Annotated in this window: 25 protein-coding genes, 1 pseudogene and 1 riboswitch; of the genes and pseudogenes, 20 read left to right on the top strand and 6 right to left on the bottom strand. The window is 73.7% G+C overall.

Features of this window, described 5'->3' with window-relative positions; all coding sequences use genetic code 11:
- Positions 1–113 precede the first annotated feature (113 nt).
- From ppk2 to rpsD, 4 genes are all read left to right on the top strand, one after another.
- On the top strand, positions 114–941 hold the full coding sequence (gene ppk2 / locus J5Y04_RS03105) for a polyphosphate kinase 2 (RefSeq protein WP_307852901.1): 828 nt from the start codon (positions 114–116) through the stop codon (positions 939–941).
- A gap of 126 nt (positions 942–1,067) precedes the next feature.
- Positions 1,068–1,685: an antibiotic biosynthesis monooxygenase gene (locus J5Y04_RS03110; protein ID WP_209410170.1), complete on the top strand. Its 618-nt coding sequence runs from the start codon at positions 1,068–1,070 to the stop codon at positions 1,683–1,685.
- Between the two features lie 48 nt (positions 1,686–1,733).
- Complete coding sequence (locus tag J5Y04_RS03115; RefSeq protein WP_209410172.1) at positions 1,734–3,083, top strand: replication-associated recombination protein A; 1,350 nt, start codon at positions 1,734–1,736, stop codon at positions 3,081–3,083.
- 350 nt (positions 3,084–3,433) lie between these two features.
- The gene (rpsD, locus tag J5Y04_RS03120) at positions 3,434–4,048 is read left to right on the top strand and encodes a 30S ribosomal protein S4 (RefSeq protein ID WP_209410181.1); all 615 of its coding nucleotides are present in this window, start codon (positions 3,434–3,436) and stop codon (positions 4,046–4,048) included.
- Between the two features lie 186 nt (positions 4,049–4,234).
- Here the strand turns inward: rpsD and J5Y04_RS03125 are convergent, their stop codons facing one another.
- Together J5Y04_RS03125 and J5Y04_RS03130 are read right to left on the bottom strand one after the other, a co-directional pair.
- Entirely contained in the window at positions 4,235–4,561 is a 327-nt protein-coding gene (locus J5Y04_RS03125) for a tetratricopeptide repeat protein (protein WP_209410183.1), read from the bottom strand.
- 83 nt (positions 4,562–4,644) lie between these two features.
- Positions 4,645–6,777, bottom strand: a complete 2,133-nt coding sequence (locus J5Y04_RS03130; protein ID WP_307852902.1) for a regulator — start codon at positions 6,775–6,777, stop codon at positions 4,645–4,647.
- Between the two features lie 302 nt (positions 6,778–7,079).
- Between J5Y04_RS03130 and J5Y04_RS03135 the strand changes: the two genes are divergently transcribed.
- The 13 genes from J5Y04_RS03135 (at position 7,080) to J5Y04_RS03195 (ending at position 21,234) form a co-directional block, all read left to right on the top strand.
- Positions 7,080–7,556: a DUF948 domain-containing protein gene (locus J5Y04_RS03135; protein WP_148647577.1), complete on the top strand. Its 477-nt coding sequence runs from the start codon at positions 7,080–7,082 to the stop codon at positions 7,554–7,556.
- A 4-nt stretch (positions 7,557–7,560) separates the two neighbouring features.
- Entirely contained in the window at positions 7,561–8,007 is a 447-nt protein-coding gene (locus tag J5Y04_RS03140) for a DUF6167 family protein (protein WP_209410187.1), read from the top strand.
- The gene (gene alaS / locus J5Y04_RS03145; RefSeq protein WP_209410189.1) at positions 8,007–10,676 is read left to right on the top strand and encodes an alanine--tRNA ligase; all 2,670 of its coding nucleotides are present in this window, start codon (positions 8,007–8,009) and stop codon (positions 10,674–10,676) included. The genes J5Y04_RS03140 and alaS overlap by 1 nt, the downstream gene beginning before the upstream one ends.
- Positions 10,676–11,155, top strand: coding sequence for a Holliday junction resolvase RuvX (gene ruvX, locus J5Y04_RS03150; protein WP_148647574.1), 480 nt, complete (start codon positions 10,676–10,678; stop codon positions 11,153–11,155). Before alaS ends, ruvX begins: the two co-directional genes overlap by 1 nt.
- 89 nt (positions 11,156–11,244) lie before the next feature.
- Positions 11,245–12,555: an endolytic transglycosylase MltG gene (mltG, locus tag J5Y04_RS03155; RefSeq protein WP_209410191.1), complete on the top strand. Its 1,311-nt coding sequence runs from the start codon at positions 11,245–11,247 to the stop codon at positions 12,553–12,555.
- A 152-nt stretch (positions 12,556–12,707) separates the two neighbouring features.
- Positions 12,708–14,693 carry an endolytic transglycosylase MltG gene (gene mltG / locus J5Y04_RS03160; protein ID WP_209410193.1) on the top strand — a complete coding sequence of 662 codons (1,986 nt, stop codon included), beginning with the start codon at positions 12,708–12,710 and terminating at the stop codon, positions 14,691–14,693.
- A 34-nt stretch (positions 14,694–14,727) separates the two neighbouring features.
- Complete coding sequence (locus tag J5Y04_RS03165) at positions 14,728–15,558, top strand: shikimate dehydrogenase (RefSeq protein WP_209410195.1); 831 nt, start codon at positions 14,728–14,730, stop codon at positions 15,556–15,558.
- Positions 15,559–15,893: 335 nt separating this feature from the next.
- The gene (gene aroC / locus J5Y04_RS03170) at positions 15,894–17,078 is read left to right on the top strand and encodes a chorismate synthase (RefSeq protein ID WP_209410197.1); all 1,185 of its coding nucleotides are present in this window, start codon (positions 15,894–15,896) and stop codon (positions 17,076–17,078) included.
- Positions 17,075–17,596, top strand: a complete 522-nt coding sequence (locus J5Y04_RS03175) for a shikimate kinase (protein WP_148647569.1) — start codon at positions 17,075–17,077, stop codon at positions 17,594–17,596. Before aroC ends, J5Y04_RS03175 begins: the two co-directional genes overlap by 4 nt.
- A complete protein-coding gene (gene aroB / locus J5Y04_RS03180) occupies positions 17,589–18,677 on the top strand; it encodes a 3-dehydroquinate synthase (protein ID WP_209410199.1) in 1,089 nt (362 codons plus the stop codon). The genes J5Y04_RS03175 and aroB overlap by 8 nt, the downstream gene beginning before the upstream one ends.
- An 8-nt stretch (positions 18,678–18,685) precedes the next feature.
- Positions 18,686–19,114 (top strand): type II 3-dehydroquinate dehydratase, encoded by a 429-nt coding sequence (gene aroQ / locus J5Y04_RS03185; RefSeq protein WP_209410597.1) that lies wholly within the window; start codon positions 18,686–18,688, stop codon positions 19,112–19,114.
- Between the two features lie 276 nt (positions 19,115–19,390).
- Complete coding sequence (locus J5Y04_RS03190) at positions 19,391–20,257, top strand: AAA family ATPase (RefSeq protein ID WP_209410201.1); 867 nt, start codon at positions 19,391–19,393, stop codon at positions 20,255–20,257.
- Between the two features lie 167 nt (positions 20,258–20,424).
- Positions 20,425–21,234 carry an Fpg/Nei family DNA glycosylase gene (locus J5Y04_RS03195; RefSeq protein WP_209410203.1) on the top strand — a complete coding sequence of 270 codons (810 nt, stop codon included), beginning with the start codon at positions 20,425–20,427 and terminating at the stop codon, positions 21,232–21,234.
- A 16-nt stretch (positions 21,235–21,250) separates the two neighbouring features.
- On the opposite strand, the gene J5Y04_RS03200 is transcribed toward J5Y04_RS03195, so the two are convergent.
- Positions 21,251–21,703, bottom strand: coding sequence for a DUF3995 domain-containing protein (locus tag J5Y04_RS03200; RefSeq protein WP_209410205.1), 453 nt, complete (start codon positions 21,701–21,703; stop codon positions 21,251–21,253).
- 138 nt (positions 21,704–21,841) lie between these two features.
- Here J5Y04_RS03200 and J5Y04_RS03205 point away from each other — a divergent pair, with 138 nt between their 5' ends.
- Both J5Y04_RS03205 and J5Y04_RS03210 read left to right on the top strand, forming a co-directional pair.
- Entirely contained in the window at positions 21,842–22,360 is a 519-nt protein-coding gene (locus tag J5Y04_RS03205; RefSeq protein WP_209410207.1) for an RNA polymerase sigma factor, read from the top strand.
- The gene (locus tag J5Y04_RS03210) at positions 22,357–22,842 is read left to right on the top strand and encodes an SRPBCC family protein (protein WP_209410210.1); all 486 of its coding nucleotides are present in this window, start codon (positions 22,357–22,359) and stop codon (positions 22,840–22,842) included. The genes J5Y04_RS03205 and J5Y04_RS03210 overlap by 4 nt, the downstream gene beginning before the upstream one ends.
- A 204-nt stretch (positions 22,843–23,046) precedes the next feature.
- Here J5Y04_RS03210 and J5Y04_RS03215 read toward each other — a convergent pair.
- A pseudogene (locus J5Y04_RS03215) lies at positions 23,047–23,388 on the bottom strand (ArsR/SmtB family transcription factor); the annotation flags it as partial.
- 81 nt (positions 23,389–23,469) lie between these two features.
- A riboswitch (cobalamin riboswitch) is annotated at positions 23,470–23,661 on the top strand.
- A 32-nt stretch (positions 23,662–23,693) separates the two neighbouring features.
- On the opposite strand from J5Y04_RS03215, the gene J5Y04_RS03220 reads away from it, so the two are divergent.
- The gene (locus J5Y04_RS03220; RefSeq protein WP_209410214.1) at positions 23,694–24,908 is read left to right on the top strand and encodes a HoxN/HupN/NixA family nickel/cobalt transporter; all 1,215 of its coding nucleotides are present in this window, start codon (positions 23,694–23,696) and stop codon (positions 24,906–24,908) included.
- A 108-nt stretch (positions 24,909–25,016) separates the two neighbouring features.
- On the opposite strand, the gene J5Y04_RS03225 is transcribed toward J5Y04_RS03220, so the two are convergent.
- Both J5Y04_RS03225 and rpmG read right to left on the bottom strand, forming a co-directional pair.
- Positions 25,017–25,268, bottom strand: a complete 252-nt coding sequence (locus tag J5Y04_RS03225; RefSeq protein ID WP_209410216.1) for a type B 50S ribosomal protein L31 — start codon at positions 25,266–25,268, stop codon at positions 25,017–25,019.
- A 45-nt stretch (positions 25,269–25,313) separates the two neighbouring features.
- Complete coding sequence (gene rpmG, locus J5Y04_RS03230; protein WP_148647558.1) at positions 25,314–25,478, bottom strand: 50S ribosomal protein L33; 165 nt, start codon at positions 25,476–25,478, stop codon at positions 25,314–25,316.
- Between the last annotated feature and the right edge of the window lie 144 nt (positions 25,479–25,622).

A 25,622-nucleotide genomic window follows, 5' to 3' on the forward strand; every position in this document is an offset into this window, starting at 1 on the left:
GCAGCGGCGGTTCAGGGGGCCGCCGCTGCCGGAACGGTCGGCACGGCCTGCGGGAACGGGGCGCAGCGCCTACCGTGAGTGGGCATCGGCACTCTCCGGACGGAGGCACCCAGGTGGCGGCCAGGCCCGAGCGCGAGCGAGCCGGAACCCCGGAGCGGCTGCCGAGGAGGCCGTACGAACGGGAGCTTCTGCGGCTCCAGAACGAGCTGGTGAAGCTCCAGGAGTGGGTGCGCGCCGAGGGCGCCCGGCTGGTCGTCGTCTTCGAAGGGCGCGACGCGGCCGGCAAGGGCGGCGCGATCAAGCGGGTGACGGAGTATCTGAACCCGCGCATCGCCCGGGTCGTGGCGCTGCCCGTCCCCACCGAGCGCCAGCGCGGCCAGTGGTACTTCCAGCGGTACGTGGAGGAGCTGCCGGCCGCCGGGGAGATCGTGCTGTTCGACCGCAGCTGGTACAACCGGGCCGGGGTCGAGAAGGTGATGGGCTTCTGCACGGACACCGAGCACCGGGAGTTCCTGCACCAGTGCCCGGGCTTCGAGCGGATGCTGACCGAGGCCGGCATCCTGCTGCGCAAGTACTGGTTCTCGGTCAGCGACACCGAGCAGCAGCGGCGGTTCCGGGACCGGCTGGAGGACCCGATGAAGCGCTGGAAGCTCTCGCCGATGGACATCGAGTCGATCACCCGCTGGGAGGACTACTCGCGGGCCAAGGACGAGATGTTCGCCCACACGGACACGACGGACTCGCCGTGGAACGTGGTGGAGAGCGACGACAAGCGCCGCGCCCGGATCAACATGATCGCCCATCTGCTCTCCACCGTCCCGTACCGCGAGGTGGTGGCGCCCCGGATCGAGCTGCCGCCCCGCCCGCCGTCGCGCGGCTACCGGCGGCCGCCGCGCGACCTGCAGAACTACGTGCCCGACCACGCGGCCGGGCTGGGGTAGCCGGGGCGGGGGCTCCTCCGAACGGCCCCGCGGCGTTGCCGGTGCCGGTGCCAGGCCGTCCGATGGACGTGCCCCAGCAAGGCACGGGCGCCGCCCGGCGCCCCGACGACGTCAGGAGACCCGCCCATGTTCGTTCGTACCGTCTACGCGACCGGTGACCCGGCCAAGCTCGACCAGGCCCTCGACGGCCTCCGCGCCGAGGCGGTCGGGCTGCTCACGGCGCAGCCCGGCTACCGGGGCTACGGACTGTTCGCCAACCGGGAGCTCGGCATCGTCACGATGGGCTCCTGGTGGGAGAGCGCGCAGGCCGAGCGGGACAGCGACGCGCAGCTGAAGCAGCGGCGCGCCGAGCTGCTTCAGCCGTTCGCGGGGACGGTGACCACGGACACCTGGAAGGCGGTGGTCGCCGCCCGGCCCGCCCAGGCCGGGCCGGGAGCCTGGTTCCGGATGACCAGGTTCGACTTCGACCGGGCCGACGCCGACCGGATCGCCGCCGCCTACCGGGAGGGGGCGCTGCCCGCGATGCAGAAGGTCGACGGGTTCCTCGGCGGCTCGATGCTGCTCAACGACGAGGACGAGCGCGGTGCGGTCGGCGGCCTCTTCGTCGACAAGGCCGCCCTGGTGGCCTCCCGCGGGCCGGTCGCGGAGGCCAGGGCGAAGGCGGTGACGGCCGGCGGCGGGGTGACCCTGCGCTCGCTGGAGGAGTTCGAGGTCGTCCTGCTGGACGTTCCGCAGCACGGGTAGCCGCAGCGGCCGCGCGGGGCTGTCGGCGGGCTCGCATAGGCTTCCGGTGTGGACGAACCGGACCTCTTCACCGCCGCCGCCGAGGAACGCCAGGCCAAGGAGCCCGGCCGCGCCCCGCTCGCCGTACGGATGCGCCCGCGGACGCTGGACGAGGTGGCCGGGCAGCGGCAGCTGCTGAAGCCCGGCTCGCCGCTGCGGCGCCTCGTCGCAGGCTCGCGCGGGCCCGCGGCGACCAGCTCGGTGATCCTCTGGGGCCCGCCCGGCACCGGGAAGACCACGCTCGCCCACGTGATCAGCCAGGCCGTGGAGGGGCGCTTCGTCGAGCTGTCGGCGATCACCGCGGGCGTCAAGGAGGTCCGCGCGGTCATCGACGGCGCCCGCCGGGCGGTCGGCATGAGCGGCAAGGAGACGGTGCTCTTCCTGGACGAGATCCACCGCTTCTCCAAGGCCCAGCAGGACTCGCTGCTGCCCGCGGTGGAGAACCGCTGGGTCACCCTGATCGCCGCGACCACGGAGAACCCGTACTTCTCGGTGATCTCCCCGCTGCTGTCGCGCTCGCTGCTGCTCACCCTGGAGTCGCTGACCGACGAGGACGTCCGGGCCCTGCTGCGCCGGGCCGTGGCCGACCCGCGCGGTCTGGAGGGCGCGCTGGAGCTGTCCGGGGAGGCCGAGGACCACCTCGTCCGCCTCGCCGGCGGGGACGCCCGGCGCGCGCTGACCACGCTGGAGGCGGCGGCCGGGGCGGCGCTGGAGAAGGGCGAGGCGAGCATCACGCTGGCCACCACCGAGACGGCGGTCAACCAGGCGGCCGTCCGCTACGACAAGGACGGCGACCAGCACTACGACGTCGCCAGTGCGCTGATCAAGTCGATCCGCGGCAGCGACGTCGACGCCACGCTGCACTACCTGGCCCGGATGATCGAGGCGGGGGAGGACCCCCGGTTCATCGCCCGGCGGCTGATGATCTCGGCCAGCGAGGACGTCGGCCTGGCCGATCCGACCGCGCTGACCACGGCGGTGGCGGCGGCCCAGGCGGTGGCGCTGATCGGCTTCCCGGAGGCGCGGATCATCCTCTCCCAGGCGGCGATCGCGCTGGCCCTGGCGCCGAAGTCCAACGCCGCCTACACGGCGATCGACGCGGCGCTGGCGGACGTCCGGCAGGGCCTGGCGGGCGCGGTGCCGCCGCACCTGCGGGACGCGCACTACGGGGGCGCGGGCAGGCTCGGGCACGGCCAGGGCTACCAGTACCCGCACGACCTGCCGGAGGGCATCGCGGCGCAGCAGTACGCGCCGGACGCGGTGCACGGCAAGGAGTACTACCGGCCGACCCGGCACGGCGGGGAGGCGCGGTACGCGGACGTCGTGGAGTGGACGAGGGGCCGGCTCAGGGGCGAGTGAGGCGGGCGCCGCGGGCCCCGGCGGGAGGGTGATCCGCAGCGGGTATACTCGTGCGGAGTGCCGTGTCCCGGGACGGCGGCAGGGGAGACCCTGACCGACCGGCCGCACCAGCGGGGCACCGGCGGTGGGCCCTTCGGGGCCCTCAGGAGCGTCGCGCACCGTTTCGGTGTCGCGTGCAGCCCACCAACCCCGGTTCGGTGGGCCACTCGTGTGCAAGCACTTCTGTGCCCGGCCTCGGAGAGCGGCTGACCACACTGCCCGTGGGCGGTGCGGTTTTTCTCCGGACCGCGACGAGCGACCTCCGTCAACACCTGGTGAAGCCGTATTCGTAAGCAAGGAAGGTTTGGTTCATGGCGAACCAGAAGCGTCCCAAGGTCAAGATCGCGCGTGCGCTCGGCGTGCCGCTGACCCCGAAGTCCGTCAAGTACTTCGAGGCCCGCCCGTACCCGCCCGGCCAGCACGGCCGTGGCCGCAAGCAGAACTCGGACTACAAGGTCCGTCTGCTCGAGAAGCAGCGTCTCCGCGCCCAGTACGACCTGAGCGAGAAGCAGCTGTCGCGCGCGTTCGACCGCGCCAAGAAGGCCGAGGGCAAGACCGGTGAGGCGCTCGTCGCCGAGCTGGAGACCCGTCTGGACTCGCTGGTGCTGCGTTCGGGCATTGCCCGCACCATCTACCAGGCCCGCCAGATGGTCGTCCACGGCCACATCGAGGTCAACGGCGGCAAGGTCAACAAGCCGTCGTACCAGCTGAAGCCGGGCTACGTCGTGACGGTCCGCGAGCGCAGCAAGGAGAAGGTCCCGTTCCAGGTCGCCCGTGAGGGTGGCTACGCGGGTGAGGGCCAGACCCCGAAGTACCTCGAGGTCAACCTGAAGGCCCTGGCCTTCCGCCTGGACCGCGCGCCGCAGCGCAAGGAGGTCCCGGTGATCTGCGACGAGCAGCTCGTCGTCGAGTACTACTCGCGCTGACCCGCGAGCGGTACGCCTGCCGTACCCAGCGAGCCCCCGTCGCCTTCGAGGCGGCGGGGGCTCGCCCCTTTTTCCGTGGCGCGCCCGCTCCCGCGGTGACTCACCCGCGTGCCCGGTGACCCGCCCGCTCGCCTCCGGGCGCCCGGGTCCGGCGTGCCGTTCGGCCCGGGGTGGGGCCGGGAGCGGTCAGAGGTCCCCGCCGGTCATCGCGGCGGCGAGCCGCAGGTGCGGGCGGGCCTCCTCGGCGCGGCCCTGGCGCTCCAGGGTCCGGCCGAGCATCAGCCGGGCGTAGTCCTCGGCCGGGGCGGCGTCCACGATCACGCGCAGCTGGGCCTCGGCGCGGGAGAGCTGGGCCGAGTGGTAGTAGCTGCGGGCCAGCAGCAGCCGGACCGAGAGGTTGGCCGGCTCCTCGGCGAGGACGCCCTCCAGCATGCGGGCGGCGTCGGAGTAGGCCTTGGACTCGAAGTAGAAGTTCGCGAGGCGGTACTCGTCGGCGGCGGTGTGGATGGCCACGGCTGCTCCTTCCGGGTCGGCCCGGTGCCCGTCCTGGTGCGACGGTTCCGGGCGGTGCTGCCCCCTGAAGCAATGGACAAGTTTCAACTATTCCTGACCGGCGACGGCTGCGGCTCCGGCGGCACCGAGCGGGGGCCGGGCAGCGGCCCCGGCCCGCCCGCCGCGTCGTCCCCGCCGAGCGCGCGGCGCACGGCGGCGTCCAGGTCCAGCCGGGTTCCGCGGTCGAACGAGTCGGCGAACTCCTGCTCGGTCAGCCCGGCCCGGGCCCGGTCCTCGCAGTCCCGGTGCGGGCCGTTGAAGGTGCGCGAGCCGAAGAACGGCTTGCCCACGGCCTGCCAGATCCGGTGCGCGGCCCCCTGCAGCACCCGGGCCTCGCGCAGGTCGCCCGGCTCGCCGGGCCCGACGGGCTCGGTCTCCAGCAGCGCCAGCAGGTCGATCGCCAGCACGATGCCGAGCAGGTCGCGGAAGAGGTGGTTGAGCCGGACGCTCTCCCGGGCCTGCGCGCGGGCCGGCCGGACCTCGCCGTTCAGCCAGTGCGAGTACGCCAGCGCGTACAGCCCGTACGCGTACGCCCACTGCTCGCCGTGCTCCTCGCACAGCTCGCGGACCTGGCCGAGCCAGAGCTCGCCGCTCTCCCGGTCGCCCTGGAAGAGGTAGGCGATGCCCAGCTCGAACATGGCCATCAGGACGTTGCTGTTCAGCTCGCCGATGGTGCGGTAGTGCCAGAGCGCCTCCTCGAACAGCTCGGCCGCGCGGGCCGGTTCGTCGCCGATCAGCGCCGCGCAGCCCTGCCGGTGGACGGCGTAGGCGAGCGCCCGGTCGTCACCGGTGTCCTGCGCCTGGCGGCGGCACTCCTCCAGCGCGGGCCGTGCGGCGACCAGGTCGCCCTGGAGGGTGGCCATGTAGCCGGTGACCCAGAGCGCCTTCGCACGGGCCTCGGTCGGTTCGGGGGCGAGGGCGAGGGCGCGGTCCAGCCAGTGCCGGCCCTCGCCGAGATGGCCGCAGCCGACCCAGAAGAACCAGAGCGTGCCGGCCAGCAGCAGGGCGAGCTGCTCCTCGCCCGGCTCGGCCAGGCAGAACTCCAGCGCCGCACGGAGGTTGGCGTGTGCGAGCCCGGTCCGCTCGGCGGTCTCGGCCTGCCGCGGGCCGAACCACTCGACCTCGCCCCAGGTCGCCACGCCCAGGTACCAGTCGCGGTGGCGGCGCAGCAGCCGCTGTTCCCCGCCCGCGCCGCGCAACCAGTGCCCGCCGTACTCGCGCAGCGTGTCCAGCAGCCGGAAGCGGACGCCGAAGGCGCTCTCCTCGCGCAGCACCACCGACTTGGCGACCAGTTCGGACAGCAGGTCGAGCAGCTCGTCCGGTTCGAGGCCGTCGCCGGCGCAGACGTACTCGGCGGCCTCCAGGTCGAAGCTGCCGGCGAAGACGGAGAGGCGGGCCCAGAGTAAACGTTCCTGCACCGTGCAGAGCTCGTGGCTCCAGCCGATCGTCGTCCGGAGCGTCTGATGGCGCGGCAGCGCCGTCCGGGCACCGCCGGTGAGCAGCCGGAAGCGGTCGTCCAGGCGGGCGCCGATCTGCTCCACCGACAGTGCGCGCAGCCGCCCGGCCGCCAGCTCCACGGCCAGCGGGATGCCGTCCAGCCGGCGGCAGAGCTGGGCGATCCCCTCGACGGTGGCCGCGGTGACCTCGAAGGACGGCAGCACCGCCCGGGCCCGGTCGGCGAAGAGCCGCACCGCGTCCGGCACCGTGCCGGGGCCAACCCGGCCGACCGGCAACGGCGCCAGGGTCAGCAGGTGCTCGCCCGGGGACCGCAGCGGCGCCCGGCTGGTGGCCAGCACCCGCAGGCCCGGTACCGCCCGCAGCAGGGTGTCGGCCAGCTCCGCGCAGGCGTCCACCAGGTGTTCGCAGCCGTCCAGCACGATCAGCATCCGGCGCCCGGCCAGCTGCTCGGTCAGGATGTCCAGCGGCGCCCGGGCGGTGCCGTCGGTCAGCCGCAGCGCCTCCAGGGCGGCGTGGCCGAGCAGCAGCGGGTCCTGCACCGGGGCCACCTCGACCAGCCAGGTGCCGTCCGGGAAGGCGCCGGCCGCCCGGGCCGCCGCGCGCAACGCCAGCCGGCTCTTGCCGACCCCGCCCGGCCCGGTCACCGTCACCAGCCGGGCGGCGGCCAGCATCCCGGCCAGGGAGGCGAGCTCCTCCCGCCGTCCGACGAAGCTGTTCACCTCCGCGGGCAGCCCCCCGGGCGCCGGCGGGCTCGGCGCCGCCGCCCCGGGCTCTGCTCTTGAGTCGCCTGCCAAACACTGCTCCCGGGTCCGGGTCCGGACCCTCGCGGTCCGGACGTCGCGGGGACCGCCCCGGCGACGGCCCGCCCGGTGGAACGAGGTGACCGGCCGGTAGGTTACGCGCACGGCTCGCACACCCGACCGGATCGCGGGGCGGGCCCGGCCGGTGACCCGGTCCGGAAACCGGCCGTGGTCGCGATAGGGTTCCCCTCGGAGAACAGCAAGGCGAGGGAGCGCGCAAGGTGTCCGTGGGAGAGCTGGCCGGGTTGCTCGTCGCCGTGTTCTGGGCGGTCCTGGTCACCCTGCTCGCCGTCGTGCTGGTCCGGCTCTCGCGGGTGCTGAAGGAGGCCACCGTCCTGGTCTCCGCGGTCACCGAACAGGCCGTGCCGCTGCTGACCGACGCCGGCGCCGCCGTGCGCAGCGCCAACGAGCAGCTCGAGCGGGTCGACGAGATCACCGCCAACGTGCAGGACGCCGCCGCCAACGCCAACGCGCTCTCCTCCACCGTCGCGGCCACCCTGGGCGGGCCGCTGGTCAAGGTCGCGGCCTTCAGCTACGGCGTCCGCAAGGCCGTCGCCAAGCAGAACGGCACCCTGACGCTGCCCACCCAGCCGGGCGAGCGCGAGGAGCTGGCCCGGCTGATCCGGGCCGAGGTGCGCGCCGCGACGGCGCCCAAGAGCGGCCTGCTCGCCCGGGTCCGGCGCGCGGTGAGGAGCTGACGCCATGGTGCGACGCATCTTCTGGATGGCGGTCGGCGCCGGCGCCACCGTCTGGGCCATGAACAAGGCCAACGAGGCCGTTCACCGGCTCACCCCGGACAGCCTCTCCGGCACCGCCGCGCGCGGTGCGCTGCACCTGGGCGACGCGGCCAAGCGGTTCGCGCAGGACGTGAAGGCCGGCATGGCCGAGCGCGAGGAGCAGCTGCGCGAGGACCTCGGACTGGACGGCACCGCCGTCGTCGAGCCCCGCCGCCGCAACAGCAGAGTCCTGCGCGGCGAGCCGCAGTACCGAGCTATCTCGGCGGCGCCCGGCAGCCCGGCCGCCGCCCTGCCTCCGTCCAGCAGTGCCCGCGCATCGTCCGACGGTGCCCGCACCACCCCAGCCATCGAAAAGACGCCCCGCCGCGCACTGCCGCAGCAGGGCGGTACCCCGAACCGGAAGGACCACTAATGGAGTCGGCAGAGATCCGCCGCCGCTGGCTGCGCTTCTTCGAGGAGCGCGGCCACACCGTCGTTCCGTCGGCGTCCCTGGTCGCCGACGACCCCACCCTGCTGCTGGTCAACGCCGGCATGGTGCCCTTCAAGCCGTACTTCCTGGGCGAGGTCAAGCCGCAGTTCTCGCGTGCCACCAGCGTCCAGAAGTGCGTGCGCACCCTGGACATCGAGGAGGTCGGGAAGACCACCCGGCACGGCTCCTTCTTCCAGATGTGCGGCAACTTCTCCTTCGGTGACTACTTCAAGGAAGGAGCCATCAAGTTCGCCTGGGAGCTGCTCACCACTCCCGTCGCGGACGGCGGCTACGGCCTGGAGAAGGAGAAGCTCTGGATCACCGTCTACAAGGACGACGACGAGGCCGAGCAGATCTGGCGGGACGTCATCGGCGTGCCGTCCGAGCGCATCCAGCGCCTCGGCATGAAGGACAACTTCTGGTCGATGGGCGTTCCCGGCCCGTGCGGCCCGTGCTCGGAGATCAACTACGACCGCGGCCCCGCGTACGGCGAGGAGGGCGGCCCGGCCGTCAACGGCGAGCGCTACCTGGAGATCTGGAACCTGGTCTTCATGCAGTACGAGCGCGGCCACGGTGACGGCAAGGACGGGTTCGAGATCCTCGGCGACCTGCCGAGCAAGAACATCGACACCGGCCTCGGCCTGGAGCGCCTCGCCGCCATCCTGCAGGGCGTCGACAACCTCTTCGAGATCGACACCAGCCGGATGATCCTCGATCACGCCGCGGCGCTCACCGGTCACACCTACGGCGCCGACCACAAGTCGGACGTCTCGCTGCGCGTGGTCACCGACCACATCCGCACCGCGCTGATGCTGATCGGCGACGGCGTGACCCCCGGCAACGAGGGCCGCGGCTACGTCCTGCGCCGCATCCTGCGCCGGGCCATCCGCAACATGCGCCTGCTGGGCGCGACCGGTCCGGTCGCCCGGGACCTCACGGACACCGCGATCAAGGCGATGGCCCCGCAGTACCCGGAGCTGGAGACCGACCGCAAGCGGATCGAGACGGTCGTCACCGGCGAGGAGACGGCCTTCCTGCAGACCCTGAAGGCCGGCACCAGCCTGCTGGACGCCGCGGTCACCGAGACCAAGCAGGCCGGCGGCGCCGTCCTCTCCGGCGACCAGGCCTTCAAGCTGCACGACACCTACGGCTTCCCGATCGACCTCACCCTGGAGATGGCCGAGGAGCAGGGCCTCCAGGTGGACGAGTCCGGCTTCCGCCGCCTGATGCAGGAGCAGCGGGACCGCGCCAAGGCGGACGCCAAGGCGAAGAAGATGGGCCACGCCGACGTCGCCGCGTACCGCGAGGTCGCCGACAAGTCCGGCGCCAGCGTCTTCACCGGCTACAGCCTCACCGAGGGCGAGGCCACCGTGGTCGGCCTGCTGGTGGACGGCGTCCCGGCGCCGGCCGCGAGCGAGGGCGACGAGGTCGAGATCGTCCTCGACCGCACCCCGTTCTACGCCGAGGGCGGCGGCCAGCTCGCCGACCACGGCCGGATCCGGCTGGACTCCGGCGCGGTCGTGGAGATCCGCGACGTGCAGCAGCCCGTCCCGGGCGTCGTCGTCCACTCCGGTGGCGTGCTGTTCGGCGAGGTCGTGCTCGGTGCCTCCGCGTACGCCACGATCGACGTGGACCGCCGCCGGGCGATCGCCCGCGCCCACTCGGCCACCCACCTGACCCACCAGGCGCTGCGCGACGCGCTCGGCCCGACGGCCGCCCAGGCCGGCTCCGAGAACGCCCCCGGCCGCTTCCGTTTCGACTTCGGCTCGCCCGCCGCCGTGCCCGGCAGCGTGCTGGTCGACGTCGAGCAGAAGATCAACGACGTGCTCACCCGCGAGCTGGACGTCACCGCCGAGGTCATGACGATGGACCAGGCCCGCAAGGCCGGCGCCATCGCCATGTTCGGCGAGAAGTACGGCGACGAGGTCCGGGTCGTCACCATCGGCGACTTCTCCAAGGAGCTCTGCGGTGGCACGCACGTCGGCAACACCGCCCAGCTGGGCCTGGTGAAGCTGCTCGGCGAGTCCTCGATCGGCTCCGGCGTGCGCCGCGTCGAGGCGCTGGTCGGCGTGGACGCCTACAAGTTCCTGGCCCGCGAGCACACCGTGGTCTCCCAGCTCACCGAGCTGGTCAAGGGCCGCCCGGAGGAGCTGCCGGAGAAGATCTCGGGCATGCTCGCCAAGCTCAAGGACGCCGAGAAGGAGATCGAGCGCTTCCGCGCCGAGAAGGTCCTGGCCGCCGCCGCGGGCCTGGCCGACTCGGCCGAGGACGTGCAGGGCATCGCCGTGGTGGCCGCGCAGGTCGCCGACGGCACCGGTGCGGACGAGCTGCGCAAGCTGGTCCTGGACGTGCGCGGCCGCCTCGGCTCGCGCCCGGCCGTCGTCGCCGCCTTCACCGTGGCCAACGACCGCCCGCTGACCGTGATCGCCACCAACGAGGACGCCCGCGGCCGCGGCATCAAGGCCGGCGAGCTGGTCCGGGTCGCCGCCAAGACCCTCGGTGGCGGTGGCGGTGGCAAGGACGACGTCGCCCAGGGCGGTGGCTCCAACCCGGGCGCGGTCGGCGAGGCCATCGCCGCCGTGCGCGGACTGGTCGCGGAGCGCGCCAGCTGATGGAGCAGGAGGAAAGGCCCTTCCGGCGGGGGCGGCGGATCGCCGTCGACGTCGGTGACGCCCGGATCGGGGTCGCGTCCTGCGACCCCGACGGGGTGCTCGCCACGCCGGTGGAGACCGTCCCCGCCGGGGTGAAGTCGCAGGCCAGGATCGGTGCCATCGTCGAGGAGTACGACGCGATCGAGGTGATCGTCGGCCTTCCGCGCTCGCTCAGCGGCAAGGAGGGCCCGGCGGCCGAGAAGGTCCGCGCCTACGCGGCCCGGCTGGCCAACCGGCTCTACCCGGTACCGGTCCGGCTGGTCGACGAGCGGATGTCCACCGTCACCGCGACCCACGGCCTGCGGGCCTCCGGGGTCAAGGCGAAGAAGGGCCGCTCGGTGGTCGACCAGGCCGCCGCGGTGGTGATCCTCCAGACCGCCCTTGAGTCCGAACGGGTGAGCGGACGGCCGCCCGGTGAGAGCGTCGAGGCGGCCGGCTGACCAGCCTGCTCTAACGTCCCGGTGAGGGGCCCGTGCGGACGCGTCCGCACGGGCCCCTCGCTCCGTTTCCGGGCCGCAGAGGGGGCGCAATGACCGACCAGGACTTCACCCCGGGGCTCACACCCGGCCACCTCGGTGCGCCGGTCATGGAACCGGAGGGCCGCGCGCCCGGCGCGCCCCGGCCGCGCCCCGATGCGCCGGATCCGCACCGTCGGCGCAACGGCCTGGCCTGCGGGCTGACCGCGCTCGCGCTGGTCACCGTCTTCGGCGGGATCGGCGTGACCGGGTACACCTGGCTGCAGGGCCAGAAGAAGCCCCCGGCCGCCGCCGACTACGCGGGCGCCGGCACCGGCGACGTCCAGGTCTCGGTGCCCGAGGGCGCCGGTCTCACCCAGATCGCCTCGGCACTGGTGCGCAACGGCGTGGTGGCCAGCTCGCTCGCCTTCACCCGGGCGGCGAAGGGCAGCGCGGCCGCCGCCGGGCGGATCCAGCCCGGCACGTACACGCTGAAGCAGAAGATGTCGGCCGCCGCGGCGCTGGCGATCCTGGTCGACCCGGCCAACGCCAACGGCCTGACCATCCCCGAGGGCTGGCGCGGCAACCAGATCTACGCGGCGATCGACAAGAAGCTGAACCTGCCCGACGGCACCGCCCAGAAGGCCGCCCAGGAGCAGGCGGGCGAGCTGGGCCTGCCGGAGTTCGCCAAGGGCAGCCCCGAGGGGTACCTCTTCCCCGCGACCTACAGTGTGACGGACGGCACCACCGCGGTGGACCTGCTGAAACAGATGGTCGAACGGGCCGGCAAGGAGTTCGCCCGCGACGACGCGGACGTCGTCGCTCAGACCCTCGGGCAGAGCCTGTACGGGCTGGTCACCATCGCCAGCATGGTCCAGGGCGAGGCGGACAACACCGAGGACATGGCCAAGGTGGCCCGGGTCATCTACAACCGGCTGGCCAAGAACATGCCGCTCCAGCTGGACTCCACGATCAACTACGCGCTCGGCCGCTCGACCCTGAACACCACCGTCACCGAGACCAAGCTGGACTCGCCGTACAACACCTACCTGCACGCCGGCCTGCCGCCGACGCCGATCGGCAACCCGGGGCGGCAGGCGATCATGGCGGCGGTCGACCCGGCCCAGGGGGACTGGCTCTACTTCGTCACCGTGAAGCCGGGGGACACCCGGTTCACCGACAGCTTCGAGGTGCAGCAGCGCAACGTGGCGGAGTTCAACGCCAACAACGCGGCGAAGTCGAGCGCCTCGGCGGCGGCCGCACAGGGGACGGCAGGGGCCTCGGCAGGGGTCTCCCCGGGGGCGTCGGCCTCCCCGGCCGGAAGCCCGGGAGCACCGGGGAGCACCCCGGCGGAGGGCCAGGAACCCGGACCGGGCGTGCACTGACAGGGCGTCGGCCTTGACGGTGACGGGTCTGCGGTACGGTAGCGTCTCCCTCCAGGCGCTGCAGTAGCACGCCGGTTCGAGAAACAACCGGGACGCCGTCCCGGGACGGCCGGTCCGATCCTCCGGCCGTCTCCGTCGGTGTAAGGGGATCAATGACCGATCTGGGTCGGGGCTACGGCCCCCAGGGCTCCGAGCCGTGGCACCCCGGTGACCCCGGGTACGGAGGCCAGCAGCCGGTCCCGGGCCAGCAGGACGGCCAGTGGCAGCAGCATCCCCAGCAGCAGCCGCAGTACGGCGGTGGCCAGCCGGGCTATCCACAGCAGATGCAGCAGCAGGGCTACCCGGCCGAGTACCCGCAGGGACAGCAGCCGCAGCAGCAGTACGGCGGGCAGCAGTTCCAGCAGGGGCAGCAGCCGCAGCAGCCGCAGTACGGCGGCGGGCAGCAGGGCTACCCGCAGCAGGGCGGCCAGAGCTTCGGCGGGCAGCAGGGCTACCTGGAGCAGCAGCAGGGTTACCCGCAGCAGGGCGGCCAGGGCTTCCCCGGTCAGCAGCAGGACTTCCAGGCGTTCCAGGGCCAGCAGCAGGGCTTCCAGCAGCAGCCGCAGCAGCAGGGCATGGCCCAGCAGCCGGGCATGCCGCAGCAGGGTATGCCCCAGCAGCAGGGCATGCCCCAGCAGCAGGGCATGCCCCAGCCGGGGATGCCCCAGCAGGGTGCGGGCCAGCAGGGCATGCCCCCGCAGGGCGCGGGCCGGCAGCCCGGTGCGCAGCAGCAGCAGTCTGACCAGCCGCAGCCGGGCGGGCGGGCCGCGCGGCGCCAGCAGCAGGCCCAGGCCCCGACCGGCCCCGGTGCGGACGGCATCGACTGGGAGGCCGAGGCCGCCGCCCTGGAGGCCGGCGGCCTCCAGGCCGAGACGGATCCCGAGCCGGACCAGGACGAGTGGGACGGCCACGCCGACGACTATGCCGAGGACGGCGAGGACGGGCACGGCGGTTTCCTGGGCGAGGAGGACAACTCCCGCGAGGGCAAGAAGAAGCGCAAGGAGAAGGTCAAGAAGTCCGGGCGCCGCAACGGCGGTGCGTGCCTGGTCGTCGCGCTGGTGCTGCTCGGCGCCCTGGGCGGCGCCGGCTGGTGGGGCTACGGCTTCTACCAGGACCACTTCGGGCCGCCGCCGGACTTCCAGGGCGAGGGCACCGGCAGCGTCCAGGTCGAGATCAAGCCGGGCGCGACCGGCGGCCAGATGGGCCTGTCCCTGAAGAACGCGGGCGTGGTGAAGAGCGTCGATGCGTACACCAAGGTCTGCGGCGCCGAACCCAAGTGCGGGAACATCCAGCAGGGCTTCTACGTCCTGAAGAAGGAGATGTCGGCCTCGGCCGCCCTCCAGTCCCTGATCGAGCAGAACGGCGGCGCCGCGCTGGTGCTGCCCGAGGGCCTGAACTCCACCGAGATCTACGCCAAGATCGACGACAAGCTGAAACTGGCGAAGGGCACCACGGCGAACGTCGCCAAGGCCCAGGTGAACGACCTCGGCCTGCCGGCGTACGCGAACGGCAACATCGAGGGCTTCCTCTGGCCGACCCGGTACAACATCGCCGAGGGCATGAAGCCCGAGGACCTGCTCAAGCAGATGGTGAAGAACGCCACCGAGAAGTACCAGGGCCTGGACGCGCAGGCCTCCGCCGCGGGGCTGAAGAACGGCTACGAGGTCGTCATCGAGGCGAGCATCCTCCAGCGCGAGGGCAACAACGTCACCGACTTCGCCAAGATGGCCAGGACCATCCAGAACCGCCTCGCGGCCGACGGCGTGATCAAGCACCGCCTGGGCATGGACACCACGCTGCAGTACTCGCTCGGCCGCAAGGTGCTGGACAAGAAGGACATCGACGACGCGTCCAACAAGTACAACACCTACATCAACCCGGGGCTGCCGCCCGGGCCGATCTCCAACCCCGGCGAGGACGCGATCAACGCGGTGACCCACCCGGCGGAAGGGAAGTGGCTGTACTTCATCGCGATGGACCCGACCCACACCCTCTTCGCGGAGACGGACCAGGAGCACGCGGCCAACGTCGAGCAGTACTGCAAGGCGGCCGGCCAGGGCTTCGACAAGGTGCGCGTCCACTGCACCACCACCAAGTAGCCCGCGCGGGCAACTCGCTTACGGAGAAGCAGTGTTGACCAGCAAGCACCGGGCCGCCGTGCTCGGCTCGCCGATCGCCCACTCGCTCTCGCCGGACCTGCACCGGGCCGCCTTCGCGGCGCTCGGGCTGGACGGCTGGCGCTACGACCGCTTCGAGGTGGACGAGGCGGGCCTGCCCGGCTTCCTCGCCGGGCTCGACGAGTCGGAGTGGACCGGGCTCTCGCTCACCATGCCGCTGAAGCGGGCGGTCATCCCGCTGCTCGACGAGGTGAGCGCGACCGCGCGGTCGGTGGAGGCGGTGAACACGGTGGTGTTCACCGCCGACGGGCGGCGGGTCGGGGACAACACCGACATCCCCGGCCTGGTCAACGCGCTGCGCGAGCGCGGCGTCACCGAGGTGCCCGGCGCGGCGGTGCTCGGTGCCGGGGCGACGGCGTCCTCCGCGCTGGCGGCGCTGGCCCAGATCTGCACCGGCGAGGTGACGGTGTACGTGCGCAGCCCCGAGCGGGCGCGCGAGATGGCCGAGCTGGGCGAGCGGCTGGGCGTCGCCGTCCGGACCGCGGACTGGGAGCGCGGCGCCGAGGCGTTGGCGCAGCCGCTCACCGTCTCCACCACGCCGGTGGGTGCCACCGACGCCTTCGCCGCCGGGCTGCCGGCCGCTCCGGGCGCGCTGTTCGACGTGCTGTACCACCCGTGGCCGACGGCGCTGGCCGCCGCCTGCGCGGAACGCGGCGCCACGGTGCTGGGCGGGCTGGACCTGCTGGTGCACCAGGCGGTGCTGCAGAGCGAGCTCTTCACCGGCCGGACGCCGGGCCCGCTGGCCGCCGTCCGGGCGGCGGGCGAGGCGGCGCTCGCCGCACGCTGACGCGCGCGGGCCGGCGGGCGGCACGGGCTGCCGTGCTGCACCGGCACGTCGCGTCACTGTGGCACGCCGTGCCGGACCCACCGGAGCACGGCGGAACGGCACGCGGGCACGCCGTGACGCCGTGCCGGACGCCCGTGCGGCGGGTCGGTTCACCGCGGTGCAACCCGCCGTTCCGGCGTGGTTGCGCGCCGCCGCGTCCGCCGGTCGGCCGGTTGCCGTCCGTCACCCGGACTCCGCCCCCGGGTGTGCCCGGGGCATGAAAGGATTCAGGGACAAGGCACGCCCGGGCGGGTCACGGCTGCACCCGTGGCCGGCCCGCTGATGAAGGAGCTCCGTTGGGTACGTTGCGCTGGCTGACGGCGGGGGAGTCGCACGGCCCCGCACTGGTCGCGACGCTGGAGGGCCTGCCCGCCGGTGTACCGGTCACCACCGCCGTGGTGGCCGATGCGCTGGCGCGCCGCCGGCTCGGCTACGGTCGCGGCGCACGGATGAAGTTCGAGCAGGACGAGGTCACCTTCCTCGGCGGTGTCCGGCACGGCGAGACCATGGGCAGCCCGGTGGCGATCATGGTCGGTAACACCGAGTGGCCGAAGTGGGAGCAGGTCATGTCGGCCGACCCGGTCGACCCCGAGGTGCTGGCCGGCCTCGCCCGCAACGAGGCGCTGACCCGCCCGCGCCCCGGCCACGCCGACCTGGCCGGTATGCAGAAGTACTCGATCGACGAGGCCCGTCCGATCCTGGAGCGCGCGAGCGCCCGCGAGACGGCCGCCCGGGTCGCGCTCGGCGCCGTCGCCCGCGCGTACCTCAAGGAGACCTGCGGCATCGAGATCGTGAGCCACGTGGTCGAGCTGGCCGCCGCCAAGGCCCCGGCCGGGGTGCTGCCGCTGCCGTCCGACGAGGCCAAGCTGGACGCCGACCCGGTGCGCTGCCTGGACACCGACGCGTCGAAGGCGATGGTCGCCGAGATCGACCAGGCCCACAAGGACGGGGACACGCTGGGCGGCGTGGTCGAGGTGCTCGCCTACGGCGTGCCGGTCGGCCTCGGTTCGCACGTGCACTGGGACCGGCGGCTGGACGCCCGCCTCGCCGCCGCCCTGATGGGCATCCAGGCGATCAAGGGCGTCGAGGTCGGCGACGGCTTCGACCTGGCCCGCGTGCCCGGCTCCCAGGCCCACGACGAGATCGTGCCGACCGCCGAGGGCGTCAAGCGCACCTCCGGCCGCTCCGGCGGCACCGAGGGCGGCCTCTCCACCGGTGAGCTGCTGCGCGTGCGCGCCGCGATGAAGCCGATCGCGACCGTCCCGCGTGCCCTGCAGACCCTGGACGTGCGCACCGGTGAGCCGGCCAAGGCCCACCACCAGCGCTCCGACGTCTGTGCCGTCCCGGCCGCGGGCATCGTCGCCGAGGCGATGGTCGCCCTGGTGCTGGCCGACGCGGTGAACGAGAAGTTCGGCGGCGACCACGTCTCCGAGACCCGCCGCAACGTCCAGGGCTACCTGGACAACCTGATCGTCCGATGACCAGCCCCCTGGTGGTGCTGGTCGGCCCGCCCGGCAGTGGCAAGTCCACCGTCGGGCGGGTCCTCGCCGAGCGCCTCGGCGTCGGGTTCCGGGACACCGACGCCGACGTCGAGCAGCTGGCCGGCAAGCCGATCCCGGAGATCTTCATCGACGAGGGCGAGCCGCACTTCCGCGAGCTGGAGGCCGGCGCGGTGCGCGCGGCCGCCGGCGGCCACGGCGGTGTGCTCGCGCTCGGCGGCGGCGCGGTGATGGCCGAGGCCACCCGCGCGCTGCTGCACGAGCTGCCGGTGGTCTTCCTGGAGGTCCCGCTGGCCGACGCGGTCAAGCGGGTCGGCCTGGACGCCCCCCGCCCGCTGCTGGCCGTGAACCCCCGGGCCCGCTGGCGGGAGCTGATGGAGGCCCGTCGCCCCCTCTACCTGGAGGTGGCCACCGCCGTCGTCGACACCGCCGGCCGTACCCCCGGGCAGGTCGCGGACGCCGTACTGGAAGCACTGGAGTTGAAGACCCCCCATGAGTGACACCGTCACGATCCACGTCGGCGGCAGCGCCGGCCACGACCCGTACGACGTGCTCGTCGGGCACCAGCTGCTCGGTGAGCTGGCGCCGCTGATCGGCACCCGGGCCAAGCGGGTCGCGCTCATCCACCCGGAGGCGCTCGCCGCCACCGCCGACGCGATCCGCGAGGACCTGCTCGGCGAGGGCTACGAGGCGATCGTCCTCCAGGTGCCCAACGCGGAGGACGCCAAGAGCGCCGAGGTCGCCGCCTACTGCTGGTCGGTCCTCGGCCAGACGGGCTTCACCCGCAGCGACGTGATCGTCGGACTCGGCGGCGGAGCCACCACCGACCTGGCCGGTTTCGTGGCCGCCACCTGGCTGCGCGGGGTCCGCTGGATCTCGATGCCCACCACGCTGCTCGGCATGGTCGACGCGGCCGTCGGCGGCAAGACCGGCATCAACATCGCCGAGGGCAAGAACATGGTCGGCGCCTTCCACCCGCCGGTGGGCGTACTGGCCGACCTCGACACCCTGGAGACGGTGCCGAAGCACGACTACGTCTCCGGCCTCGCCGAGGTCGTCAAGTGCGGTTTCATCGCCGACCCGGCCATCCTCGACCTGATCGAGGCCGACCCGGAGGGCGCCAAGACCCCGGCCGGCCCGCACACCGTCGAGCTGATCCGGCGGGCCATCCAGGTCAAGGCCGACGTCGTCTCCGGGGACCTCAAGGAGTCCGGCCGGCGCGAGATCCTCAACTACGGCCACACCCTCGGCCACGCCATCGAGCGCAACGAGCGGTACAAGTGGCGGCACGGTGCCGCGATCTCCATCGGCATGGTCTTCGCCGCCGAACTCGGCCGTCTGGCCGGGCGGCTGGACGACGAGACGGCCGACCGGCACCGCACCGTGCTGGCCTCGGTCGGCCTGCCGCTCAGCTACCGCGCGGACGCCTGGCCGAAGCTGCTGGACGCGATGAAGATCGACAAGAAGTCGCGCGGCGACCTGATCCGCTTCATCGTCCTGGACGGTCTGGGCAAGACCTCCGTGCTGGAGGGCCCCGACCCGTCGCTGCTGGTCGCCGCGTACGCGGAGGTCTCCTCGTGACCCGGGTGATGGTGCTCAACGGCCCCAACCTCGGCCGGCTCGGCAGCCGCGAACCGGACGTCTACGGTGCCACCTCGTACGCCGGGCTGGTCGAGCGCTGCACCGCGCTCGGCAAGGAGTTCGGCTTCGAGGTCGAGGTGCACGAGACCAACTCCGAGCAGCAGATGGTGGAGTGGCTGCACGAGGCGGCCGACGGCCAGGTGCCCGTGGTGATCAACCCGGGCGCCTTCACCCACTACTCGTACGCGATGCGCGACGCCGCCGCCCAGCGGACCGCCCCGCTGATCGAGGTGCACATCTCCAACCCGTACGTCCGGGAGACCTTCCGGCACACCTCGGTGATCGCTGCGGTCGCCTCCGGGACCATCGCCGGGTTCGGCCTCGGCTCGTACGAACTGGCACTGCGCGCGCTCGCCGAGCAGCTCACCACACGCTGAGGCGGGGGGCGGCTGCCCTCGTCAGAGGCCCGGCGGCGGACTGTGCCCGCTGCCGGGCCGACGTGTAGTGTCCCCGCTGAAAGAAGTCGGGAGGTGACCGTGACGCAGTACGCCGGGGGTGGGCAGGTCCCCCCACGTCCCGTCGCTCCGCCGGCCCCGCCGTACCCCGGCACCGCGACCTCCGCGCCACCGCCACCCCCGCCGTCGGCGGGCGGGGCGCCGCAGGGCCCGCCGGGCTCCGCGCAGGCCACGCCGGGTGTTCCGCAGCCCGCGCCGGTGGCGCCGCTGCCGGTTCCGCCCGCGCCGCAGGCTGCCGCCGGGCCCCCGTACGGCGGCCGGCCGACCGTCCCGCCCGCTGGTCCCGTGCCTGCCGGTCCCGCGCCGGTGGCGCCGGGTGCACCCGTGCCGCCGCCCGCTCCGATGGCGCCCGCACCCGCACCCGCACCGGCGGCCCCGACGGCACCCGCCCGGGCCGCCGCTCCCGCGCCGGTGTCCGCACCCGTGCCCGCCGGGGCCACCGGGCACTTCCTGCTGCCCTCCGGCGCACCCGTCCAGCTCCCCTCGCACCCGCAGCCGCACGCGCCGGCCGGGCCGCTCGCCGTGCTGCTGATCGGCCCGGCCGGCGCCGGCAAGACCACCGTCGCCCGGCACTGGGCCGAGCGCCGCCCCACGCCGACCGCGCACATCAGCCTGGACGACGTCCGCGAGTGGGTGCAGTCCGGCTTCGCCAACCCGCAGTCCGGCTGGAACAACGCGTCCGAGGCGCAGTACCGGCTGGCCCGCCGCACCTGCGGTTTCGCCTGCCGCAACTACCTCGCTAACGGCATCTCCTGCATCATCGACGACGCCGTCTTCCCGGACCGCCCGGCGATCGGGCTCGGCGGCTGGAAGCGCCACATCGGGCCCGGCATGATCCCGGTCGTGCTGCTGCCCAGCCTGGACTCGGTGCTCAGCCGCAACGCCCGGCGCAGCGGCAACCGGCGGCTCAGCGACGAGGAGGTGGCCCGGATCCACGGGCGGATGGCCGGCTGGTACAACTCGGGCCTGCCGATCATCGACAACTCGCACCTGGACGTCGCCGCGACCGCCGCCGAGCTGGACCGGGTGATCCTGGCGCGGCTGATGGGCATCCCGGTCCGCTGACCTGCCGCCCCGGGCCGTCGCCGTCGGCCCTCGTACGCGGCCGTCGTACCCGGCCCTCGTACCCGCCTTCGTACCCGCCTTCGTCCGAGCCTTCGTGCGGCCGGGCTGTCGGTGCCGGCTGCGATGATGGACGCGTCCTGTCGAACCACCCGGGGGAGCCGACGCCCGTGCCGGAAGGCCACATCATCCACCGCCTCGCCGCCGAGAGCGCCCGGGTCTTCGGGGGCCGCCCCGTCCGCGCCACCAGCCCGCAGGGCCGGTTCGCCGAGAGCGCCGGGCTGGTCGACGGCCGGCTGCTGACCGGGGCCGAGGCCACCGGCAAGCACCTCTTCCTCGGCTTCGAGGGCGACGCGTGGGTGCACGTCCACCTCGGCCTCTACGGCGGCTTCACCTTCGGCGAGGGGCCGGCGCCCGAGCCGGTCGGCCTGGTCCGGCTGCGGCTGGAGAACGACGACGCCTACGCCGACCTGCGTGGCCCCAACACCTGTGCGCTGATCACCGACGCGGAGAAGGCCGCCGTCGCCGCCCGGCTGGGCCCGGACCCGCTGCGCGCCGACGCGGACCCGGAGCCCGCCTGGCGGCGGATATCCGGCAGCCGGACGACGGTCGCCGCGCTGCTGATGGACCAGAAGGTGCTGGCCGGTGTGGGCAACGTCTACCGCGCCGAGGTGCTGTTCCGGCACGGCATCAACCCGCACCGGGCCGGGCGCGACCTCACCCGCGCCGAATGGGACGCGATCTGGGCCGACCTCGTCGCGTTGATGCACGAGGGCGTCGGCGCGGGCCGGATCGACACCGTCCGCCCGGAGCACACCCCCGAGGCGATGGGCCGTCCGCCCCGGGTGGACGACCACGGCGGAGAGGTCTACGTCTACCGCAGGGCCGCGATGCCCTGCCTGGTCTGCGGGACGGACGTCCGGACGGAGCAGCACGCCTCCCGCAACCTCTTCTGGTGCCCGGCCTGCCAGCAGGCCTGAGGCCCGTGACGCCCGGTCAGCCGTCGGCCCGGTCCCGCGCCACCGACCAGGCGGCGGCCGCGCCGGCCAGGCAGAGCGGCGTGTAGAGGGCCAGGTTGAGCGGGTAGAAGACGGACCCGGTGTCGGCCCCGATCCCGGTGGCCCAGACCAGCCCGGCCAGCCCGCGGGCGAGCATCCCGCCGGCCACCGCACGCGGCCCCCAGCGCAGCGCCACCGCGGGCAACCGGCGGGCCAGCCCGTCCAGCACCCCGCCCTGGGCGAGCACCAGCGCCGCCCCGGAGAACAGCGCCGCGGCGAGCGGCAGCACCACGGGCGGCGTGAACGGCACGTCGGCGTTGAGCACCGCCCGGGAGAGCGACGCGGAGTCGGCCGCGGGCCAGGTGCTGCCGGTGGCCCAGTAGACGTGCAGCAGGCCGTCGGCGGCGAGGACGGTGGCGACGGCGAGAGCGGCGGTACGGCGACGGTTCACGGTGGTCCCCCAGGGGATGCGACGGTGTGGCACCCCCAGGAGCGGCCCGGCCCGCCGGACGTTCCCGTGGCGAGCGTCACACCGGAAAGCCCCGGGGGCGAGGGAACGTCCGGGCCGTCCGCCGCCTCTGTTGCGGATGTGGATGGTCCCGACACCCGAACCGCGAGCGATGTCACCGCCCTGGTCCGCGCCGCCCAGCGCGGCGACCAGCTGGCCGTGAGTGAGCTGCTGGAGCTGGTCACGCCCTACGTCCGCCGGCTCTGCGGCCCGATCGCCCTGGACGACGGCCCCGACGCCACCCAGGAGGCGCTGATCGCCGTATTCCGCAAGCTCGGCCAGCTCCAGGACCCGGCCGCGCTGTTCGGCTGGGTCCGCTCGATCGCCGTCCGGGAGGCGGTCCGGCACGTGCGGCGGGTCGCCCGCTGCGTCCCGGCCGACCTCTCCGAGCTGCCCCGCCCCGGGGACCCGCAGCTGGCCGCCGACATCGAGGACGTCCTCGCCCGGCTCAGCCCCGAACACCGCGCCGTCCTGGTGCTGCGCGACCTGGAGGGCCTGGACGAGCGGTCCACCGCCGACCTGCTGGGCGTGGCGGCCGGCACCGTGAAGTCCCGGCTCTCCCGGGCCCGACTCAGCTTCCGAAGGGCGTGGCAGCAGTGAGCACGCAGATCCCCTGGCCGGTGGCGGCCTTCGATCCGGTGCGCCGGCTGCACGTCGTCGCCGCCGTCACCCCCGGAGCCAGCGTCCGCGAGACGGTGATCGACGCGCCGTTCGACCGGGTCTGGGCCGCCGCGGCCGACCTGGAGGACGGGCTGCCGCGCTGGCTGCCGGACCTGCGTTCGGTCCGCCTCACCGCGGGCCCGGCCGACGGCCGCGCCGAGGCCCTGGTGGTGGGCCACAGCCGCCTGCGGGCCCGCTTCGACGTCGAGCTGACGCCGGGCTGGTGCCTGATGCGCAGCCGCTTCCTGCTCGGCGGCATGGCCGCCCGCCCCGAGCCCGGGGGCACCCGGTTCGCCTTCCTCGGCGCCTTCCGCCTCCCCGCCGCCGGCCTGGTGGCCGGCGCCCTGCGGCCCGCGACGGACCCGCTGGCCCGGCGCTCGCTGCGCCGCTTCGAACGGCTGGTGCGGGAGGGGGAGGGCTGACCCGGGCCGCCGGGCGGCCGCCGGCACGACGCGCTCCGGGTGGAGCGGGTGGGACGGCGCACGGAGTCCGCACCCGGCCGGGGCGGGTGCGGTGCGACCGCGCCGGGCGTTGGGTCAGCCGGCCGCGACGGCGGGCTCGTGGTCGGTGGTGCCCGCGGTGGCCGGGGAGGTGTCGGGCGCGGGCTCGTGGTGCTCGGCGGCGGCGCACTCGTCCAGCAGGGGGCGCATGGCGTCGTCCACGAGCCGGTAGCGCACCACACGACCGTCCTTGTCGCCGGTGACCACTCCGGCCGTGCGGAGCAGCCGCAGCGCCTGGGAGACGGCGGGATCGCGCATGCCGGTGGCCACCGCGAGGTCGGTCACGGCGAGCGGACCGGCACGGTGCAGGGCGAGCAGCAGGGAGAGCCGCCCGGGGTCGGCGAGCAGCGAGAACCGCTCGGCCCAGGACCGGACGTGTCCGGTGTCGCCGATGGCGGCGATGGCCTCGCAGACCCGGTGCCCGTCGATGGTGCGCTGGCCCGCACGGTCGGCCGGTACGAGATGCATGCGGACATTCTTGCAGCCCCGGCCTGTGATCCTGGACACCTGCGCAGGTGCGCAGCCTTGCAAGGGTGATGCGCGGCCCCCTACGGTGTAGCCCGCCGTGGTGTTCGGGAAGACCGGTGACGGACCCTCAAGGTCCAAGTCCGGAGCGGCCCTCGCCACTGTGATCGGGGGAGTCGTCCGTACCCACGACGCCACTGGGCGCATCGCGCGCCTGGGAAGGCGGGTACGGAAGCCCCGTCAGCCAGGAGACCGGCCACGGCATCTCACGAACGTCATTCCACGAGGTGCTGGAGCGTGATCCGCAGATGACCCTGCCCGAAACCGCCGCTGCTCCGGCGGCGCCGTCCGTCCTGCCCACTTTCCGGTGGAGACGAGAGGACACCATCCGCACGGCCGGGCTGGTCGGGGTGATCCTGGCCATGCACGTGGTGGCGTTCGGGACGCTGATCTTCCTCGTCGCGCCCGAGAAGTACGAGGTCGGTACCCAGGTCTTCGGGGTGGGTCTGGGCATCACCGCCTACACCCTCGGCATGCGGCACGCCTTCGACGCCGACCACATCGCGGTGATCGACAACACCACCCGCAAGCTGATGGCGGACGGCAAGCGGCCGGTCTCGGTGGGCTTCTGGTTCGCCCTCGGGCACTCCTCGATGGTCGTCCTCATGGCCACGCTGGTGGCGGGCGGCGCGCAGCTGGCCAACACGCTGATGGACGACGAGTCGACCACCCACAAGTGGCTCGGCATGATCGGCACCTCCGCCTCCGGCGCCTTCCTCTACCTGATCGGCGCGCTCAACCTGGCCGCCCTGTTCGGCATCCTGAAGGTGTTCCGGAAGATGCGGGCCGGGCACTTCGACGAGGCGGAGCTGGAGGAGCACCTCAACTCGCGCGGTTTCCTGGCCCGGGTGCTGAACCGGGCGACCCGCTCGATCACCCGGCCCGGCCAGATGTTCCCGGTCGGCATGGTGCTCGGCCTCGGCTTCGACACCGCGACCGAGGTCACCCTGATGGTGATGGCCGGCTCCGGTGCGGCCTCCGGCCTGCCCTGGTACGCCATCGCCTGCCTGCCGCTGCTGTTCGCCGCCGGGATGAGCCTGTTCGACACGCTGGACGGGACGTTCATGAACTTCGCGTACCAGTGGGCGTTCTCCAACCCGGTACGCAAGGTGTACTACAACCTGACCATCACCGGGCTGTCGATCGCGGTCGCGTTCATCATCGGCACCATCGAGCTGGTCGGCGTCCTGCACGAGAAGCTGGACCTGACCGACCCGGTCAGCGGCTGGATCGCGGACATCTCGCTGGACAACGTCGGCTACGCGATCGTCGCGCTGTTCGTGGTGGTCTGGGCGGCGGCGATCGCCTACTGGCGGCTCGCGGGGGTCGAGCAGCGGTGGAGCCCGAGCGCGAAGGCGGCGGTGCCGGGGGCGGCGACGGCCGTTTCGGAGAGCGGCGCTTCGCCGACCGGCGCGGCGCAGGCCGTCGCCCCGGAGGGTGCCGCCCCGGGGCCGGCGAAGTAGCGGTGGTCCCCGCCCCGCCGCCGCGCTGAGCGGCCCGCGGACGTGAAGCGGCGCCCGCCCGGCCCCGTGAGGGCCGGACGGGCGCCGCTTCGGCGTTCGCGCGCGGGCTCAGCCGCGCCGCTCGCCGTACCGCCGGTGGAAGCGCTCGACACGGCCGGCGGTGTCCGTCACGCGGGACCGGCCGGTGTGGAAGGGGTGGCTCGCCGAGGAGACCTCGACGTCGACCACCGGGTAGGTGGTGCCGTCCTCCCACTCGACCGTCCCGTCGCCGGTCAGCGTCGAGCGGGTCGGGAACGCCAGCCCGCCGGCCTTGTCGCGGAAGACGACCGGGCGGTAGGCGGGGTGGATGCCGGGCTTCATGAGGGCCTCCTTCGGGGGCGGGACGGGGGAGAGGAGCGGGCCGGTTCAGCGCTCTTCGCGGAAGTCGGCGTGCTGCCGCGCGACCGGGTCGTACTTGCGCAGCACCAGCCGGTCCGGGTCGTTGCGGCGGTTCTTGCGGGTCACGTACGTGAAGCCCGTCCCGGCCGTGGACCTGAGCCGGACGACGGGGCGCTGTTCGCTGCGGGCCATGGGAATCCTCCTGGGGTGGGAGGCACGGTCGCGGCCGGCTCGTTCGGGGGCCGGTCGAGGCCGTACGCGGGAATGGATGTCGTTTTCGTCTGCTCCAACGCAAGCCCCGCCCCGCCCATTCCCGGGCCGCCGGAGCGCCGTGAC

The organism is Kitasatospora sp. RG8 (genome assembly GCF_017813315.1).
GTDB lineage: Bacteria > Actinomycetota > Actinomycetes > Streptomycetales > Streptomycetaceae > Kitasatospora.